Raw genomic sequence first — 17725 nt, 5'->3', positions numbered from 1 at the left:
CTGTAAGGATAAAATCTTTCAAAAAACGTCTCCGATAACGAAGACGTACTGACTTAAAAGATATTATCACTTTTTACAATTCATTTCAAGTTTCATTTTATAATTTTTCAATTTGATGGAAGTCAAGTTCAACTGGAGTCTCGCGACCAAACATGTCCACAAGCACGCTAACCTTTTTCTTCTCCACATCAATTTCTTCAATAGCACCTGTATAATCTGCGAATGGCCCCTCATTTACACGTACTGTCTCATGAAGTTCAAAGTCGAAATCAACCACTTCGTTGTCCATTCCCATATGTTTCATAATGGTAACAACTTCCTCTTCTAATAGAGGTGATGGTTTAGATCCAGAACCAGAAGAACCAACGAACCCAGTTACACCCGGCGTGTTACGTACAACATACCAAGAGTCATCAGTCATGATTAATTCTACTAATACATAACCTGGGAACACTTTTCTTTTCATTAATTTTTCTTTTCCGTTTTTCATTTCTACTTCTACTTCTTCCGGGACAACAACACGGAAAATTTTATCTTGCATACCCATTGATTCTACACGTTTCTCTAGGTTTGCTTTTACTTTATTTTCATATCCAGAATAAGTATGGACAACATACCAACTTTTTTCCATTCATTTAGGACGAGCGTCCTTCCCTCCCTGACGTACATTTTTTTGCGCAAATGAAAAAACCCGTTCACCGGGCTTTTACACAGTTCTTATAAATAACATTATATCATGGATAAGTGCTTCTTATTCAAGAATTAACCAAGAATTAACCGAATTAAAGAAGAAATGCCCATATCAACTACTGCGAAGAAAATCGCAAAGAACACAACTGTAGCAACAACAGTCGCTGTTGAGCGGAGTAATTCATCTTTTTTAGGCCAACTTACTTTTTTCATTTCGCGACCTACATCGCCGAAAAAGTTCGTTAAACGCATCTGCGGGACCTCCAGTGTATTATTTCAATTATTTATTTTGTTTCCTTGTGAACTGTATGCTGATTGCATGTTTTACAAAACTTTTTTATTTCAAGTCGCTCTATTGAGCTCGTATCTTTCATAGTAGAGTAGTTTCGATTTTTACACTCTTCACATGAGAGTACAACTTTTTTCCTCATTAGTTACACCAACCTTGTAACATTATGTCCCTAAAAATGTATCATACAATAAAAGACAATGTCAATGACATGCATTTTGTACTCTCTACAAAAGAAAACAGGTGATTTATTTTACACCTGCAGCACTTGTTACTTCTTATGAATTTAAAGTTGTACTTTCTCTCATTTCCATATATCGTTCCAATTTCCTCTTTACTCTTTGTAAAGCGTTATCAATAGATTTCACATGCCTGTTTAACTGTTCTGAAATCTCTTGATAAGAACGACCATCTAAATATAAAGAAAGCACTTTTCTTTCTAAATCGCTTAATAATTCAGATATTTTTGATTCTATGTCTGTATATTCTTCCTGGCTAATGATCATCTCTTCAGGATCAGTCACCTTCGCTTCAGAAATAACATCCAATAACGTTCGATCAGATTCCTCATCGTAAATCGGCTTATCTAAAGACACATACGAATTTAAAGGAATATGTTTTTGTCTTGTTGCCGTTTTAATAGCGGTAATAATTTGTCGAGTGATACATAGTTCAGCAAATGCTTTGAATGAAGACAGCTTGTCCTCTTTATAATCACGAATTGCTTTAAACAACCCTATCATACCTTCTTGAACAATGTCTTCTCGATCGGCACCCACTAAAAAGTAAGATCTTGATTTCGCACGAACAAAGTTCTTATACTTGTGAATTAAATATTCTAGAGCGTCAGTATTACCTTTTCGAACTAACTCAACGATTGCCTCATCCTCTAAATCACGAAATGTAACGTCGCCTATACTTACGAAGCCTGCTTCCACCTTGATCCCTCCGACCGCTATTTATTTAGCAATATTATACAGTAAAAAGATAAAGAGCGTCAATGCTTCAACGCTCTCCTCTTCTTAATTTTTCTAATTTTTCTGTAATATCTTTACTAAATATCTTTCGCATGGCGGGCTGCTGTTCTTTCGCGTCTTTTGTACGCCTTCTTACTTGTTGTTCCATTGCTTGTACTTCCAACTCTAATTCACGCGCAGATTTTCGAAGGGCACCTTGCGCAAATATAACCCATTGTTCTGTATAATCAGAAGTCGCAACATATATTTGTGTATTTATATTTCTAAGCTCTATCGCAAGTTGCTCTATCTTTTCGTCTGCAGTTTGATTCTTTCGTGTGAATATTACTTCTACACGAGATTGTTTCATCTTTTTTTCAATACCATGGACTGTATAGGCATCAAAGACTATCATCACTTTTGTGCCTGTATAACCTTGATAATCCGCCATCTTATCAATAAGCGCATCTCTTGATGATTGTAAATCTACATCCCGCAGTTTCTTCAAATCTCCCCAAGCTCCGATAATGTTGTAGCCGTCAACGATTAAAATATCGTTCATTTTTTATTTACCAATTTCGTGACGTTTACGATATACCTCATACATTAACAAACTTGCGGCTACTGAAGCATTTAAGGATGTAACTTTACCAACCATCGGTAGAGTGATTAAGAAATCACACTTTTCACCAATAATACGACTCATACCTTTTCCTTCACTACCAATTACTAATCCAATCGGCATTGTACCATCTAAATTACGGTAATCCGTTTTCCCTTTGGCATCTGTACCAGCAATCCAAAGTCCACGCTCTTTTAATTCATCAATTGTACGAGATAAGTTTGTTACGCGCGCAACAGGAATGTATTCAATTGCTCCTGTTGATGCTTTCGCAACTGATGCGGTAAGTCCCACAGCTCTTCTCTTCGGAATAATAATTCCATGAGCTCCTGTTGCATCAGCAGTACGCATAATAGAACCTAGGTTATGCGGATCTTCAATCTCATCTAAAATCAAGAAGAACGGATCTTCATTACGTTTTTCTGCCACTTTGAATAAATCTTCTAACTCTGCATACTGATATGCAGCTACTTGAGCAATTACACCTTGATGATTACCCTCAACTAATTGATCTAACTTTTTCTTTGGTGCATGTTGTAAAATAATCTTATTTTCTTTCGCTAATGCTAGTACAATTTGTACTTGTCCTTTGGCAGCACCTTCTGCGATCCAAATTTTATTAATATCTCTCCCTGATCTTAACGCTTCAATTACAGGGTTACGTCCGATAATATATTCACTAGTCATGATGATGTGCCCCCTTCCTTTTCTTCTAAAACTGCAATTGCCTTATATACAATTTCGTCTAATCTTTCACGATTATTTAATAAATGATGGTAACCAATTAGCGCTTCAAAGGCTGTACTATGTCGATATGTTTGTACATCCGTATTTTTCGGAACTGTACCTGAATTTGCATTACGCCCTCTTCTTAATACCGCCTCTTCTTCCTCTGTCAAAAATGCCGTCTCTAATAAATGATAAACAACTTTCGCCTGTGCTTTTGCTGAAACAAAGCTCGTCCCTAAGCGGTGTAATTGATTAGGTCGAACTTTTCCTTTTTGAAGGAGGTGATAGCGGATATATTGTTCATATACCGCATCACCCATATACGCTAACGCCAAGCTGTTTAATTGCTTTGCATCGATCATCCTTATCCTCTTTTCCATCTTGTACCTTGAGCGGTATCTTCTAAAATAATATTACGTTCTTTTAAATCGTCACGAATTTGATCAGACAATGCAAAATCACGATTTTTACGAGCTTCAATGCGCTTTTGGATAAGCTCTTCAATTTCTTCATCCAGTAATTCTTCTTTTGATAATTCTAATCCTAAAATATCAAATAACGTTTCCAGTTGTTTTACGTATGCTTCAATCACAACTTTAGATGTATGCTCTTCAAGTAAATATTGATTTGCATGATTTGCTACGTTGTATAATTCGGTAATTGCATTTGCAGTGTTAAAGTCATCATTCATTGCCTCTTCAAATGCAGTCTGGAATTTCTCTATTTCAGCTAACCATTTCTCATTATGGTCCGTTAAATCCGTACTACTCTCCATACGATGCTTTAAGTTTCCATAAGCTGTTTTAATTCTTTCCAATCCATTATTCGTACTTTGTAATAACTCTTCACTAAAGTTAATCGGGTGACGATAGTGTACTGATAACATAAAGAATCTAATTAACTGCGGGTCGTATTGCTTAATAATATCGTGAACTAAAATAAAGTTACCAAGCGATTTAGACATCTTCTCATTGTTAATATTAATATATCCATTATGCATCCAGTAACGTGCAAACGTTTTTCCAGTCAATGCTTCTGACTGCGCAATTTCATTTTCATGATGTGGGAATGCCAAGTCTTGACCACCAGCATGAATGTCAATTGTATCCCCTAAGTACTTACGCGCCATTGCTGAGCATTCAATATGCCATCCTGGACGTCCTTGCCCCCAAGGGCTTTCCCAGAAGATTTCTCCTTCTTTCGCAGCTTTCCATAAAGCAAAATCAAGAGGGTCTTGTTTCTTTTCCCCTACCTCAATACGAGCACCGTGACGTAAATCTGCGATTGGTTGATGTGATAATTTACCGTAACCTTCGAATTCCTTCGTCTTAAAGTACACATCACCCTCTGATTCATATGCATACCCTTTATTCACAAGTTCTTGAATAAATTCAATAATGATATCCATATTTTCTGTTACACGAGGATGAACTGTTGCGTGTTTGCAACCTAGTGCTGTTACATCTTCAAAGTACGCTTCAACAAAGCGATCAGCAATTGTCGGTACATCTTCACCTAATTCATTTGCCGCTTTAATTAATTTATCATCTACATCCGTAAAGTTAGATACATATTGCACATCGTATCCTTTGTATTCTAAATAACGACGCACTGTATCGAATACCATAGGAGGCCTTGCATTCCCAATATGAATGTAGTTATAAACTGTAGGTCCGCATACATACATCTTTACCTTATTTTCTTCTAATGGAACAAACTCTTCTTTTTGACGTGTTAACGTATTATAAATGTGAATAGTCATTTTTATCCTTCCTTTCTACCTTTAATTCCAATTGTTTCTTCAATTTATCAAGTTCTACTTCCATAGCCTTTAATTTATCAAAAATCGGATCCGGAAGGTCAGAGTGATTTAATTCTTGACCAATCTTTACTCCATTTTGAATAACGACACGGCCAGGTATACCTACAACTGTAGAATGTGCAGGAACTTCTTTTAATACGACAGACCCTGCTCCGATTTTAGAATTCTCTCCCACAGTAATAGAACCAAGAACTTTAGCACCCGTCGCAATTAATACATTATCCTGAATTGTTGGATGCCTCTTTCCTTTTTCTTTTCCTGTACCACCTAATGTAACCCCTTGATAAATCGTTACATTATCACCAATTTCACAAGTTTCTCCGATTACAACTCCCATTCCATGATCTATAAAAAAACGTCGACCAATAGTTGCTCCTGGATGGATCTCAATGCCAGTAAAAAAGCGGCTCACTTGTGAAACAAAACGTGCAAGAAAGAAAAAATTTCTTTTATAAAAAGCATGTGCAATTCGATGGGCCCAAACTGCATGTAATCCAGAGTAAGTTAAAATGACTTCGAAATAACCTCTTGCCGCTGGATCCTGTTCAAAAACGACTTCAATATCTTCCCGAAGCCTCTTAAACATCGGTGTTCCCTCCCCTTTATGGGCTGCTTTTTTGTCGAGCGAACTAACTCCCCTAACTCATCACTTCTCCCCTAATTCTTTATATAAGGAGATAAATTCTATATTCATACCTATTTACACGGTATAAAAAAAAGGCGTCTCTGTCATATTGACAGAGACGCCTTTTAAGCGCGGTTCCACTCTGTTTAGGCTTAAAAAAGCCTCAAACTCATCCATGATAACGGTGTACACCGCTTCTGCTTACTTTGCGGCCTAAGACATCCCACGAAGCAATTCGCTGTTCAGCAGAAGACTCGAAGGGGCATTTCAAAAATCCGCTTATAAACCACTCCCAGCCTAAAGGTGGTTCTCTCTGTAAAAAGCCTGATTTTCTACTTCTCCTTCTCGTCGCTTTTCCTTATTAGGTTTTAGGTATACTTATTATATTTCTAAACCTAGAAAATGTTAACCAATTACTTTTTGAAGACGATTTAAAACTTTTTCTTTTCCAAGAAGTGCAATAGCATTCGGAAGCTCTGGACCATGCGTTTGTCCTGTAGTTGCAACACGGATTGGCATAAATAAATTTTTACCTTTATGTCCTGTTTCCTTTTGAACTGCTTTAATCGCTGCCTTAATTGCTGCTGGCTCCATTGCTTCTAGAGCTTCTATTTGACCAGCAAATGCACGAAGTACTTCAGGTACTTGTTCACCATTTAATACTTCTTGTCCTTCTTCTTCATAATCAACATGATCTTTAAAGAACATTTCAGAAAGCTCTACAATTTCAGCTCCAAAACTCATTTGTTCATGGTATAAAGCAATTACATCACGAATCCAAGCTTGGTCTTGTTCGCTTAAAGTTTCTCCCACACGTCCAGCTTTCACTAAATGCGGTAAGCTTAACTCTACAACCGTATCTAAATCTTGCTTTTTCATATACTGGTTGTTCATCCATTTTAGTTTTTGAGAATCAAATAATGCAGGTGATTTTGATAAACGAGCTGCATCGAACATTTTGATAAACTCATCTTTAGAGAAGATTTCTTCTTCTCCTACCGGAGACCAACCTAGTAGTGCAATAAAGTTAAAGATTGCTTCTGGAAGATACCCAAGCTCTTTATATTGCTCAATAAATTGAATAATAGATTCATCACGCTTACTTAACTTTTTACGACTTTCATTAACAATTAGAGTCATATGACCGAATTGTGGAATATCCCAGCCGAAAGCTTCATAAATCATCATTTGTTTCGGTGTATTTGAAATATGATCATCACCACGAAGTACATGTGTAATTTCCATTAGATGATCATCTACTGCTACTGCAAAGTTATAAGTTGGAATTCCATCCTTTTTCACAATAACAAAATCACCGAAATCATTTGAATGGAACGCAACTTCATCTTTTACAATATCTTTGAATGTGTAGTCACGATCAGCTGGTACACGGAAACGAATACTTGGAATACGTCCCTCAGCTTCAAATTCTTTCACTTGTTCTTCAGTTAATTCACGGTGGTTACCTGCGTAACGAGGTGTTTCACCGCGAGCGATTTGTCCTTCACGCTCTGCTTCTAGCTCTTCTTCTGTCATATAACATTTATAAGCTAGACCACGCTCTAATAAATCTTCATATAATTTTTTATAAATATCTAAACGCTCTGTTTGGCGATATGGTCCAAATTCACCACCAACATCAACACCTTCATCCCAGTCCATACCGAGCCATTTCAAGTATTTTAATTGGCTTTCTTCTCCACCAGCCACGTTACGTTTTACATCAGTATCTTCAATACGAATAATAAATTTGCCATCTAAATGACGAGCAAATAAATAATTAAATAATGCCGTACGCGCATTTCCGATATGTAAGTGTCCTGTTGGACTTGGCGCGTAGCGCACTCTCACTTGCTTTTCCATAATTGGTACACCTTCCATTCTTAATGTCAACACATTCTATAATTGTACACCAAAAAAATGTGATTATCCATCTTACGAATTAAAAACCATTATTTTTTCTGTAATAAAACAACCGCTTGAGAAGCAATCCCTTCTTCTCTACCTGTAAATCCTAATTTTTCTGTTGTTGTTGCCTTTACATTAATGTTATCGATAGACGTTTCTAACAGTTCACTAATGCGCTTACGCATACTCTCAATATGTGGTGCCATTTTTGGTTTTTGAGCAATAATTGTACAATCTAAATTTCCTAACTCGTAACCTTGTTCACGCACAAATTCCCAAACTTTTTGTAACAATACAGCTGAATCTGCATCTTTAAAAGCTGGGTCTGTATCAGGAAAATGCTTTCCGATATCTCCTGCTGCAATCGCACCTAAACATGCATCAGCAATCGTATGTAACAATACATCTGCATCTGAATGACCGATTAATCCTTTCTCGTGTGGAATTGTAATTCCACCGATAATCAACGGGCGCCCTTCCGCAAATTCATGTACATCAAAACCTTGTCCAATTCGAAACATCCTTACTTCCTCCTTAAGCTAAACTACTGAGCTTTATGACTCTATATTATATCGCTATCCTTATAAAGAAAAGCCCGGCTGTTGCCGAGCTTTTCTTTATTAACACGTCATCAATGTTATTTCTTCTGAACACGTAGGAAACTTTCAGCAATTAATAGATCTTCCGGAGTCGTCACTTTAATATTATAGTAACTCCCCTCTACTACACCTACTTGCTTCCCCACACGTTCTACGAGACTTGCATCATCTGTGCCAAGAAAACAACTTTGCTTTGCGCTTCTATGAGCTTCTAGCAAAAGAGAAACAGAGAATCCTTGTGGTGTTTGTACAGCGTTAAGTTGAGATCGCTCTACCGTTTCTACAACAACACCCTTCTCTACTTTCTTAACAGTATCTTTTACTGGCACTGCACAAATGGAAGCTCCATATTTTTCTGCTGCAGTTAATACATCGCGAATCACTTTATTCGTTACGAACGGGCGCGCCCCGTCATGCACAAGAACATATTCGACACCACTCGCATACTGAAGTGCGTTATAGACGCTATCTTGTCTTTCGGCTCCACCCTGAATGAATTGTACGTGCTTTTCAATCTGGTACTTCTGCATTAACTCTTCAAAATACGGGCGTTCTTCTTCGTTAATTGCCATAATAATACTTTTGCACGCTTTATCTTTTTCAAAAGCACGCAATGTGTGCACAATAATTGGTACCTCATCTATAAGTAAAAATAACTTATTTTTACCAGCACCCATTCGTTTTCCTTGGCCCGCTGCCGGAATAATTAATGTATACATATTAATAATCCTCTACTTATAATGCTTTTTCTAGCAATTTACGTTTTGCGAAAATCATACGACCAGCCGATGTTTGTAATACGCTAGTAACAAGTACGTCAAGTTGTGAACCCACATACTCTCTACCATCTTCTACTACAATCATCGTACCATCATCTAAGTATGCAACACCTTGATTTTGTTCTTTACCATCTTTCACAACATAAACACTTAATTCTTCACCAGGGAGTACGACTGGTTTAATTGCATTAGCTAAATCATTAATGTTTAACACCGTAACCCCTTGTAATTCAGAAACTTTGTTTAAATTGAAATCGTTTGTTACTACAGTTCCACCAGTGATTTTTGCCAACTTTACAAGCTTGCTATCTACTTCTTGGATATCATCGAAATCGCCTTCATAAATTTCTACCGGAATTGGCATCTCCTTTTGAATACGATTTAAAATGTCTAGCCCTCTGCGGCCACGATTACGCTTTAAAGCATCTGAAGAATCGGCAATATGCTGAAGCTCTTCTAATACGAATTGCGGAATGACAATTGTTCCTTCTAAAAACTTTGTTTGGCAAATATCTGCAATACGTCCGTCAATAATTACACTCGTATCGAGAATTTTCCAATGAGTCGTAGATTTTTCTGCTTCGACCTCTACCTCTTCATTCTCACTATTGTTTTTCTTCTTACCTCCGCGTTGGGGTAATGTAAATAATCCTAGCAATTCATTCCTCTTTTTAAATCCTACTTGGAATCCTAAATATCCAAGTAAAAGGGTGAAGAACACTTGCAACACCGTACTAATAACTGGAATTGTAAATTCACGAATTGGTATCAAAATTAAATATGCAACAATAAGACCAGAGATTAATCCTAATGTACCAAATAAAACATCTGCTACAGGCGCCTTTACAAGAGCCTCTTCAATATGCTTAATAAGTTGAACAATATAATCTACAAGCCAAAATGTTGTTAAAAATAAAATAATTGCACCAATAATTGCACGAACATACGATCCTTCCAACAAAGGAACCGCACCGATATCTAATACATTAATAATTTTTGGGATTAAGTAAATCCCTAACGCTCCCCCGATCACTAAAAAGAAGAGCTGTACAATCCGTTTTAACATCCAACCACCTCCTACTCATTATTAACCATTGTTTCGCTAATCAAAACGCCGAATGCAAAAGCGGACGTGTTTTTTTTGTAAATAGTTTTATTTACCAATATATCATATCATATACCAAAAATGTTCTAGTGTCGTTATATTATAGAATCAATGTAATATTCTTAATTGTGTCTACTCATATAGAGATGCTCTTGAATTCTTTTTAGACCTTCTCGTATTTTCTTCGCTCTCACTTCTCCAATTCCTTCCACATCATCCAATTCATTAATAGTTGCTCGGCAAACACCTTGCAATGTTTTAAATCGATTAATTAAATTCTCGATAATAAGTGGCGGAACACGAGAAATCTTGCTTGTGATTCGGTACCCTCTAGGTGTCACACTTTCTTCTAAACTTGTTTGTCCTGGATAGCCAAGCAATTTAACTAAATCACTATCCTCTAAAAGTTGTGTATTTGCAAGATCTTGTAACTTTTTCAATATTTGATGATGGTCTTGTGTTTTCTCCTGGTGATAATCTTTAATTAACAATGCTGCCTCTGCCTCTAAATCAGCTAGTAATTCTGTAAGCTGTAAACGAATTAACCTACCTTCTGTTCCTAACTCATGAATATAGCTCAATATTTCATTTTTAATACGCAGCACCATTTCAACACTATGTAAAACGTGAACCACCTCGGACATTGTAACGACCTCTTCAAATTCTAGAATACCCAAATTCGTAATGCCGTCATTCCATACAGCCTTATATTTTTCTAGCGTTTGAATTGCTTGATTTGCCTTCGTTAAAATGACACCTATATCTTTTAATGTATAACGTAAGTTCCCTTGATATAGCGTAATTACATTACGTCTTTGTGAAATGGCCACAACAAGGCTGCCCGTCTGCTTTGCTACACGCTCTGCTGTTCGGTGACGCATACCTGTTTCAATAGAATCAATAGATGAATCCGGAACTAACTGTGCGTTTGCAATTAAAATTTTACTTCCAGTTTCATTTAAAATAAGTGCTCCATCCATTTTTGCTAATTCATATAAACTAGCAGGAGAGAATGCGCAATTAATATGAAAACCACCATCAACAATGCTTTTAATCTGCTCATTATACCCAAGAACAATTAGTCCCCCTGTTTGTGCGCGAAGTACATTATCTATCCCTTCGCGCAGTGGTGTTCCCGGGGCCACGAGCTGTAAAATATTAATTATACTTTTGACACGTTGCTTATTTTCTTCCATAGCCTAGCCTCCTAATGTCAAACGAAGCGCTTCTCCTAAATTAGAAACACCTACAACCTCAATCCCCTCTGGAATTGTCCACCCCCCTAAATTTTTTCTAGGAATGATAGCACGTTGAAATCCTAATTTAGCTGCTTCTTGTACACGTTGTTCGATTCTTGATACTCTTCTTATTTCTCCAGTTAATCCAACTTCTCCTATTACCGCATCAGTTGGTGCCGTAGATTTATCTCTAAAACTTGAAGCTATACTTAAGGCAACAGCTAAATCAATTGCCGGTTCATCTAATTTCAAACCACCAGCTACTTTTAAATACGCATCTTGATTTTGTAATAGTAAACCTGTTCTTTTCTCTAGTACCGCCATAATAAGCGAGACACGATTATGATCAATTCCTGTCGCCATTCTTCGAGGATTTCCAAAACTAGTAGGGGAAATTAATGCCTGTATTTCTACTAAAACTGGTCTTGTTCCTTCCATTGAGGCAACTACTGTTGAACCTGCAACTCCAACTGGTCTTTCCTCAAGGAAAATTTCAGAAGGATTTAAGACTTCTGCAAGGCCAAGTTCTTTCATTTCAAAGATACCCATTTCATTCGTAGAACCAAAACGATTCTTTACAGCTCGTAAAATACGATATGTATGGTGTCGATCTCCTTCAAAGTAAAGAACTGCATCGACCATATGTTCTAGCATACGCGGTCCCGCAATTGCACCTTCTTTTGTCACATGCCCTACGATAAAAATTGGGATTCCCTTTGTTTTTGCAAGTTTCATTAATTCTGCTGTACATTCACGTACTTGCGCCACACTACCAGGAGCTGATGTCACTTCAGGTAAATGTATCGTTTGAATAGAATCAATAACAACAAAAGCAGGATTCATCTCTTCAATATGTGCTGCAATACGCTGTAAATCTGTCTCTGATACAACAAATAGATTACTACCATTTACATGTAAACGATCTGCACGAAGTTTAATCTGCTTTGCTGACTCCTCACCTGATATATACAATACATCATATGAAGCATCTGCTAATTGCGAGGAAATCTGTAATAATAACGTTGATTTTCCAATCCCAGGGTCCCCACCAATAAGTACTAAAGATCCATCTACAATTCCGCCACCTAGTACACGGTTAAACTCCTGAAATTTTGTTTCAATACGTGCCTCAGACTTTGTTTCTACTTCTGTAAGACGTCTTGGTTTTGTTACTTCTGTTTGAATTGCATTTGCATAATTTAGGCGTCTGGATGATACAACGGGTTCCATCTCTTCAACAAGCGAATTCCATTGACCACACCCTGGACATTTACCCATATATTTTGGTGATTGATAACCACACTCTTGACATGTGAATTTTGTTTTCTTTTTAGCCATATCTTTTTATATTTCACTTCGCTTTCATCTATAAACATTTGACCTTCTCGTACAAGAAAGAGGGCTATCTCGTAGCCCTCTTAGTTTGTCTATACTTATTTTACCTTTTCAGCACTATGAATGACAAATGTTTCCCCTTCTACATCAAAGATAACTTTTTGCCCTTTCTCAATAGCACCTTTTAAAAGTTCTTCCGATAGTCTATCTTCTACATGCTTCTGAATTGCTCTACGTAGTGGACGAGCACCATATTCACGATCAAACCCTTTATCAGCAATAGCTGCAATCGCCCCTTCTGTTAATTGCAATTCAATTTCTTGTTCTTTTAAGCGATTCACTAACTGATTTACCATAAGAGTCACAATTTCTTGAATATGTTTTTTCTCAAGCATATGGAATACGATAATTTCATCAATACGGTTTAAGAATTCTGGACGAAATGCCTTTTTCAGCTCATCCATTACTTTACCTTTCATATCCGAATAATCACGGCTTTCATCTTGTACGTTAAATCCAAGATGTTTGTTACGTTTTAACGCCTCAGCACCAACGTTAGACGTCATAATAACAATCGTATTACGGAAGTCAACTGTACGTCCTTTAGAATCAGTTAAACGACCATCTTCCAATACCTGTAGTAAAATATTAAATACATCGGGATGCGCCTTCTCTACTTCATCTAATAGGACAACTGAATACGGCTTACGACGAACCTTCTCTGTTAATTGTCCGCCTTCTTCATACCCAACATATCCTGGAGGAGAACCAACTAAGCGAGAAGTTGAATGTTTCTCCATATACTCAGACATATCAATGCGAATCATTGCATCCTCATCACCGAACATAGATTCTGCCAATGCTCTTGCTAATTCTGTTTTACCTACACCTGTTGGCCCTAAGAAAATAAATGAACCAATTGGACGTTTCGGATCTTTCAATCCTGCTCTTGCACGACGAACAGCTTTCGCTACAGCCACTACCGCTTCATCCTGGCCGATGACACGATCATGAAGAATGGATTCTAAGTTTAATAATTTATCAGTCTCTGTTTGTGCAAGTTTAGAAACAGGGATACGTGTCCATGTAGAAACGACATTTGCAATATCTTCTACCGTAACCTCTGAATTTTCTTTTCCTTGTTGCTCTTTCCACTGACGCTTTGTATCTTCCAATTTCTCACGTAAGCGTTGTTCCATATCACGTAAGGAAGCAGCCTTTTCAAACTCTTGACTTTGTACAGCTGCATCTTTTTCTTTTCGAATTTCCTCAAGCTTCACTTCAAGCTCTTTTAAGTTTGGTGGTGTTGTATAAGAGCGTAAGCGAACCTTTGAAGCAGCTTCATCAATTAAATCAATTGCTTTATCCGGTAAGAAACGATCCGTAATATAACGATCAGAAAGTTTTACAGCTGCATCAATTGCATCATCTGTAATAGACACACGGTGATGCGCCTCATAACGATCGCGTAAACCTTTCAAGATTTGAGTTGATTCTTCTAGACTCGGCTCATCAACATGAATTGGCTGGAAACGTCTCTCTAAAGCTGCATCCTTTTCAATATATTTACGATACTCATCTAAAGTTGTCGCACCAATACATTGTAATTCTCCGCGTGCTAAAGATGGTTTTAAAATATTTGATGCATCGATTGCACCTTCTGCTCCACCTGCACCGATTAATGTATGAAGTTCATCAATAAATAGAATAATATTCCCTGCTTGACGTATTTCATCCATTACTTTCTTTAAACGATCTTCAAACTCACCACGATATTTCGTCCCAGCTACCACTGTTCCCATATCTAGTGTCATAACACGCTTATCTCTTAACGTTTCAGGAACTTCATTATTTACGATTTGCTGTGCTAACCCTTCAGCAATTGCTGTTTTACCTACACCAGGCTCTCCAATTAACACTGGATTGTTTTTTGTTCTACGGCTTAACACTTCAATTACACGTTGAATTTCTTTACTACGTCCAATAACAGGATCCAAACGATTCTCACGTGCAACAACTGTTAAGTCGCGTGCTAAACTGTCTAGTGTCGGTGTATTGGCATTTGTCGATGAACCACCTTGGTGACCTGAACTTGCTTCGTTACTTCCAAGAAGTTGTAATACTTGTTGTCTTGCTTTGTTGAGGCTTACGCCTAAATTATTTAAAACACGTGCCGCTACACCTTCACCTTCACGGATTAAGCCAAGTAAAATATGTTCTGTTCCAACGTAAGAATGTCCTAGCTTACGCGCTTCATCCATAGACAATTCAATAACTTTTTTAGCACGAGGTGTATAATGTACAGTTTGAGAAGCTTCTGTTCCACGTCCAATTAACGCTTCTACCTCTTTTTGCACTTTTTCCGGGCTCAATCCAAGAGCAATTAACGCTTTTGCTGCAATTCCTTCACCTTCGCGTACAAGCCCAAGTAAAATATGTTCTGTTCCAATATTATTATGCCCAATGCGAATTGCTTCCTCTTGAGATAAAGCTAATACTTTCTGTGCTCTTTCTGTAAATCTTCCAAACATCATAGAAATCGCCTCCTACTTGCGCTTAGTTTTTTTCAATACGTAATCGCTCACGGATTAAGGTTGCTCTTCGATAATCTCTTTCTTCCGGTCCTAAAGGTCCTCCTGCATATTGTTGTAAAATACCTGGTTGCGTAAGAACCATTAGCTCAGTCAAAATATTTCTCGATATACCTTTTATATATCCTAGATCAATACCAAGTCGTACATCCGATAAGCAAGTTGCCGCTTCTGCAGATTGAATTAAACGACTGTTTGCTAGTATACCGTAAGAACGATAAACCTTATCTTCAAGCTCAATGCTCGAATTTTGTACAATTAATTCTCTGGCCAATTTTTCTTGTTGTATAATTTGCTGCATGACACTCTTTAAATCTGCAATAATATCTACTTCGGATTTCCCTAGCGTCATTTGATTTGATACTTGAAATATATTACCTAACGCTTCGCTACCTTCACCGTATATTCCTCTTACTACTAACCCTAATTTTTGAATTACTTGTATAATACGGCTAATTCTTTTTGTTAAAACCAGCCCTGGTAAATGAATCATTACAGAAGCTCTTAATCCTGTACCAACGTTAGTAGGACAACTCGTAATATATCCAAGTGATTCATCAAAAGCATATTCAACCTCTTTCTCAATCCAATTATCTATTTGATTAGCGCTTTGAAGCGCCTTTGATAACTGTAGCCCTGGAAATAGGCACTGAATCCTAATGTGGTCTTCCTCATTAAGCATCACACTAATGTGTTCGCTTTCTGATAACAGACATGCTCCATATTCGGTCCCTGCGAGATTTGGACTAATTAAATGCTTTTCGACTAAAACTCTCCTTTGAAGAGGCGTTAATTCATTCATTTTTAATAATCCAAACTTCCCAAAGGGCTCTACCGATTTATTTATAAATTTCTTTTTAAATAATTCTTGAACCTGTTGAGCTTCCTCTTCGTTTTGCATAGTAGAAAATTGATATTGCTTAAAATTACGAGCCAAACGAATTCGACTACTTAAAACAATATCAGAATCAGGGCCATCCCCCTTCATCCATGGACTAATCGCTTCATTCATAATTTTGTCCAGTGACATAGAACTACTCCCCCTCTCTATGCTCACTAAGCTGAGTTTCAAGCCCTCGAATTTCATCTCTTACCTCAGCAGCTTTCTCAAACTCCTCATTCTGTACATATTGTTTCAGAATAAGTTTTAGTTCATCTAATTCTTTCTTTAAGTGGATATTTCCTTCCATTCGTTCCGGAATTTTTCCACAATGTTCTGTATGTCCACCATGAAGTCGCTTTAACAATGGGTTTAAGTGTCCTTTAAATGTATCGTAACAAGAAGCACAACCAAAGCGTCCCACTTTTGTAAAATGTTCATATGTCATCTTACAATCTCGACATCTTACTGTATTTGTATTTGAAAACCCGTTTTTTCCTTCTCCAAACATTGTTGATTCACCGTGTAATAAACCAGCAAATACATCATGAAATGAAAAGTTAGACTGTGATGATTGAAAGAAAGACGTATAGCCACTTTGCTCCGCACATTGCTCACAAAGATGAACTTCCGCCTTCTTCTCGTTGATTACTTTTGTATAATGTAAAGTTGCTGGTCTTATATTACAGTTTTGACAAGTCATCAATATCCCCACCTTTACAATAGGAACGATCTACCTCATGATACTTTTCATACATTACTAGATTGTCCTCTTTCCTTAATCCATTTAGATAAAAGTACATGCTCTTTTTCAAAACTTCTACAATATTTAACTGCCCTATCTTAATTATCATTCTTTTACAAAAGCTGTATTTATTTATATTTCAGTGTTCTTAACATTGCGCATAATATTCGAGCCCTAAGTTCATCTCGAGAAGGAATATCCATTGATAATACAGAACGATCTAGTACACTTAACATTAGTTTTGCTTCACGGCCTGTTATAATTCCCTCTTCTAATAAACGTATAATCATACTCTCTGCATTCCCTTGTGCAACGCTATGATCAATCATATGAAGCATTTGATCAATAATGTCTATATCATCATGCAGTTTGACTTTTATAATGCGAATGTAACCTCCACCACCACGTTTACTTTCTACTATAAATCCTCTTTCTAATGTAAAACGGGTATTGATTACATAATTGATTTGAGATGGTACGCACTCGAATCGATCCGCAATCTCATTTCTTTTGATTTCAATCACATTATTATTACTTAAGTCAATAACTTGCTTTAGATATTGCTCAATGATATCAGATATATTTCTCATTTATCCGCCACCTTTATTGACTTTGACTATCTTTGACTTTAATTATATACGTATTAATAAAATTTGCAACTCTTTTGCTTATTCACTATCCTAGCCACATTCCCCTGCATTTAATCAAAATAGTAATTATTTAAGCACATTTTTTTAATTACTATGGATTATAAAAGAAAACACGAAAAAACACGAGTCATTTGACTCGTGTTTAGTTGCTTGGCGACGTCC

The 17725-nt window shown here is 36.9% G+C and carries 19 protein-coding genes and 1 other annotated feature; all 19 genes read right to left on the bottom strand.

All coding sequences use genetic code 11. The features are described from left to right. Positions 1-97: 97 nt before the first annotated feature. The 19 genes from nusG to ctsR all read right to left on the bottom strand — a co-directional run bounded on the left by nusG (position 98) and on the right by ctsR (position 17503). Positions 98-631, bottom strand: a complete 534-nt coding sequence (nusG, locus tag DN404_RS17960; protein WP_000415794.1) for a transcription termination/antitermination protein NusG — start codon at positions 629-631, stop codon at positions 98-100. Between the two features lie 131 nt (positions 632-762). Beyond that, positions 763-942 carry a preprotein translocase subunit SecE gene (gene secE / locus DN404_RS17955; protein ID WP_001241323.1) on the bottom strand — a complete coding sequence of 60 codons (180 nt, stop codon included), beginning with the start codon at positions 940-942 and terminating at the stop codon, positions 763-765. A 32-nt stretch (positions 943-974) separates the two neighbouring features. Beyond that, a complete protein-coding gene (rpmG, locus tag DN404_RS17950) occupies positions 975-1121 on the bottom strand; it encodes a 50S ribosomal protein L33 (RefSeq protein ID WP_014481927.1) in 147 nt (48 codons plus the stop codon). Positions 1122-1257: 136 nt separating this feature from the next. Further along, positions 1258-1917 (bottom strand): RNA polymerase factor sigma-70, encoded by a 660-nt coding sequence (locus tag DN404_RS17945; RefSeq protein ID WP_000387193.1) that lies wholly within the window; start codon positions 1915-1917, stop codon positions 1258-1260. Positions 1918-1984: 67 nt separating this feature from the next. Further along, positions 1985-2497: an NYN domain-containing protein gene (locus DN404_RS17940; protein WP_000997880.1), complete on the bottom strand. Its 513-nt coding sequence runs from the start codon at positions 2495-2497 to the stop codon at positions 1985-1987. Between the two features lie 3 nt (positions 2498-2500). Next, on the bottom strand, positions 2501-3244 hold the full coding sequence (gene rlmB / locus DN404_RS17935; protein WP_000200237.1) for a 23S rRNA (guanosine(2251)-2'-O)-methyltransferase RlmB: 744 nt from the start codon (positions 3242-3244) through the stop codon (positions 2501-2503). Next, a complete protein-coding gene (locus DN404_RS17930; protein WP_000564261.1) occupies positions 3241-3648 on the bottom strand; it encodes a Mini-ribonuclease 3 in 408 nt (135 codons plus the stop codon). Before DN404_RS17930 ends, rlmB begins: the two co-directional genes overlap by 4 nt. Before the next feature lie 2 nt (positions 3649-3650). After that, positions 3651-5048, bottom strand: coding sequence for a cysteine--tRNA ligase (cysS, locus tag DN404_RS17925; protein WP_000152276.1), 1398 nt, complete (start codon positions 5046-5048; stop codon positions 3651-3653). Continuing rightward, a complete protein-coding gene (gene cysE / locus DN404_RS17920; RefSeq protein WP_000476497.1) occupies positions 5029-5694 on the bottom strand; it encodes a serine O-acetyltransferase in 666 nt (221 codons plus the stop codon). The genes cysS and cysE overlap by 20 nt, the downstream gene beginning before the upstream one ends. 150 nt (positions 5695-5844) lie before the next feature. Then, positions 5845-6091 (bottom strand) — a binding site (T-box leader). Positions 6092-6138: 47 nt separating this feature from the next. Next, positions 6139-7596 (bottom strand): glutamate--tRNA ligase, encoded by a 1458-nt coding sequence (gene gltX, locus DN404_RS17915; protein ID WP_000415143.1) that lies wholly within the window; start codon positions 7594-7596, stop codon positions 6139-6141. Between the two features lie 89 nt (positions 7597-7685). Further along, positions 7686-8162 carry a 2-C-methyl-D-erythritol 2,4-cyclodiphosphate synthase gene (gene ispF, locus DN404_RS17910; RefSeq protein ID WP_000488386.1) on the bottom strand — a complete coding sequence of 159 codons (477 nt, stop codon included), beginning with the start codon at positions 8160-8162 and terminating at the stop codon, positions 7686-7688. Positions 8163-8278: 116 nt separating this feature from the next. Next, a complete protein-coding gene (ispD, locus tag DN404_RS17905; RefSeq protein WP_000288283.1) occupies positions 8279-8959 on the bottom strand; it encodes a 2-C-methyl-D-erythritol 4-phosphate cytidylyltransferase in 681 nt (226 codons plus the stop codon). A 16-nt stretch (positions 8960-8975) separates the two neighbouring features. Beyond that, positions 8976-10085, bottom strand: a complete 1110-nt coding sequence (locus DN404_RS17900; RefSeq protein WP_000919677.1) for a PIN/TRAM domain-containing protein — start codon at positions 10083-10085, stop codon at positions 8976-8978. Positions 10086-10246: 161 nt separating this feature from the next. Beyond that, positions 10247-11320 (bottom strand): DNA integrity scanning diadenylate cyclase DisA, encoded by a 1074-nt coding sequence (disA, locus tag DN404_RS17895; RefSeq protein ID WP_000392158.1) that lies wholly within the window; start codon positions 11318-11320, stop codon positions 10247-10249. 3 nt (positions 11321-11323) lie between these two features. Further along, positions 11324-12700 carry a DNA repair protein RadA gene (gene radA / locus DN404_RS17890; RefSeq protein ID WP_001085202.1) on the bottom strand — a complete coding sequence of 459 codons (1377 nt, stop codon included), beginning with the start codon at positions 12698-12700 and terminating at the stop codon, positions 11324-11326. Positions 12701-12795: 95 nt separating this feature from the next. Next, positions 12796-15231, bottom strand: a complete 2436-nt coding sequence (clpC, locus tag DN404_RS17885) for an ATP-dependent protease ATP-binding subunit ClpC (RefSeq protein ID WP_000971184.1) — start codon at positions 15229-15231, stop codon at positions 12796-12798. Positions 15232-15253: 22 nt separating this feature from the next. Beyond that, positions 15254-16318 carry a protein-arginine kinase McsB gene (locus DN404_RS17880; RefSeq protein WP_000050843.1) on the bottom strand — a complete coding sequence of 355 codons (1065 nt, stop codon included), beginning with the start codon at positions 16316-16318 and terminating at the stop codon, positions 15254-15256. 4 nt (positions 16319-16322) lie between these two features. Then, positions 16323-16871, bottom strand: coding sequence for a protein-arginine kinase activator protein McsA (locus tag DN404_RS17875; RefSeq protein WP_149215312.1), 549 nt, complete (start codon positions 16869-16871; stop codon positions 16323-16325). A 170-nt stretch (positions 16872-17041) separates the two neighbouring features. Further along, complete coding sequence (gene ctsR / locus DN404_RS17870) at positions 17042-17503, bottom strand: transcriptional regulator CtsR (RefSeq protein ID WP_001244558.1); 462 nt, start codon at positions 17501-17503, stop codon at positions 17042-17044. Positions 17504-17725 lie beyond the last annotated feature (222 nt).

It is taken from the genome of Bacillus sp. TE8-1, assembly GCF_008368855.1.
GTDB lineage: Bacteria > Bacillota > Bacilli > Bacillales > Bacillaceae_G > Bacillus_A > Bacillus_A cereus.
The sequence above is the reverse complement of the archived record's forward strand: the minus strand, read 5'-3'. Positions and strand labels throughout refer to the sequence as shown.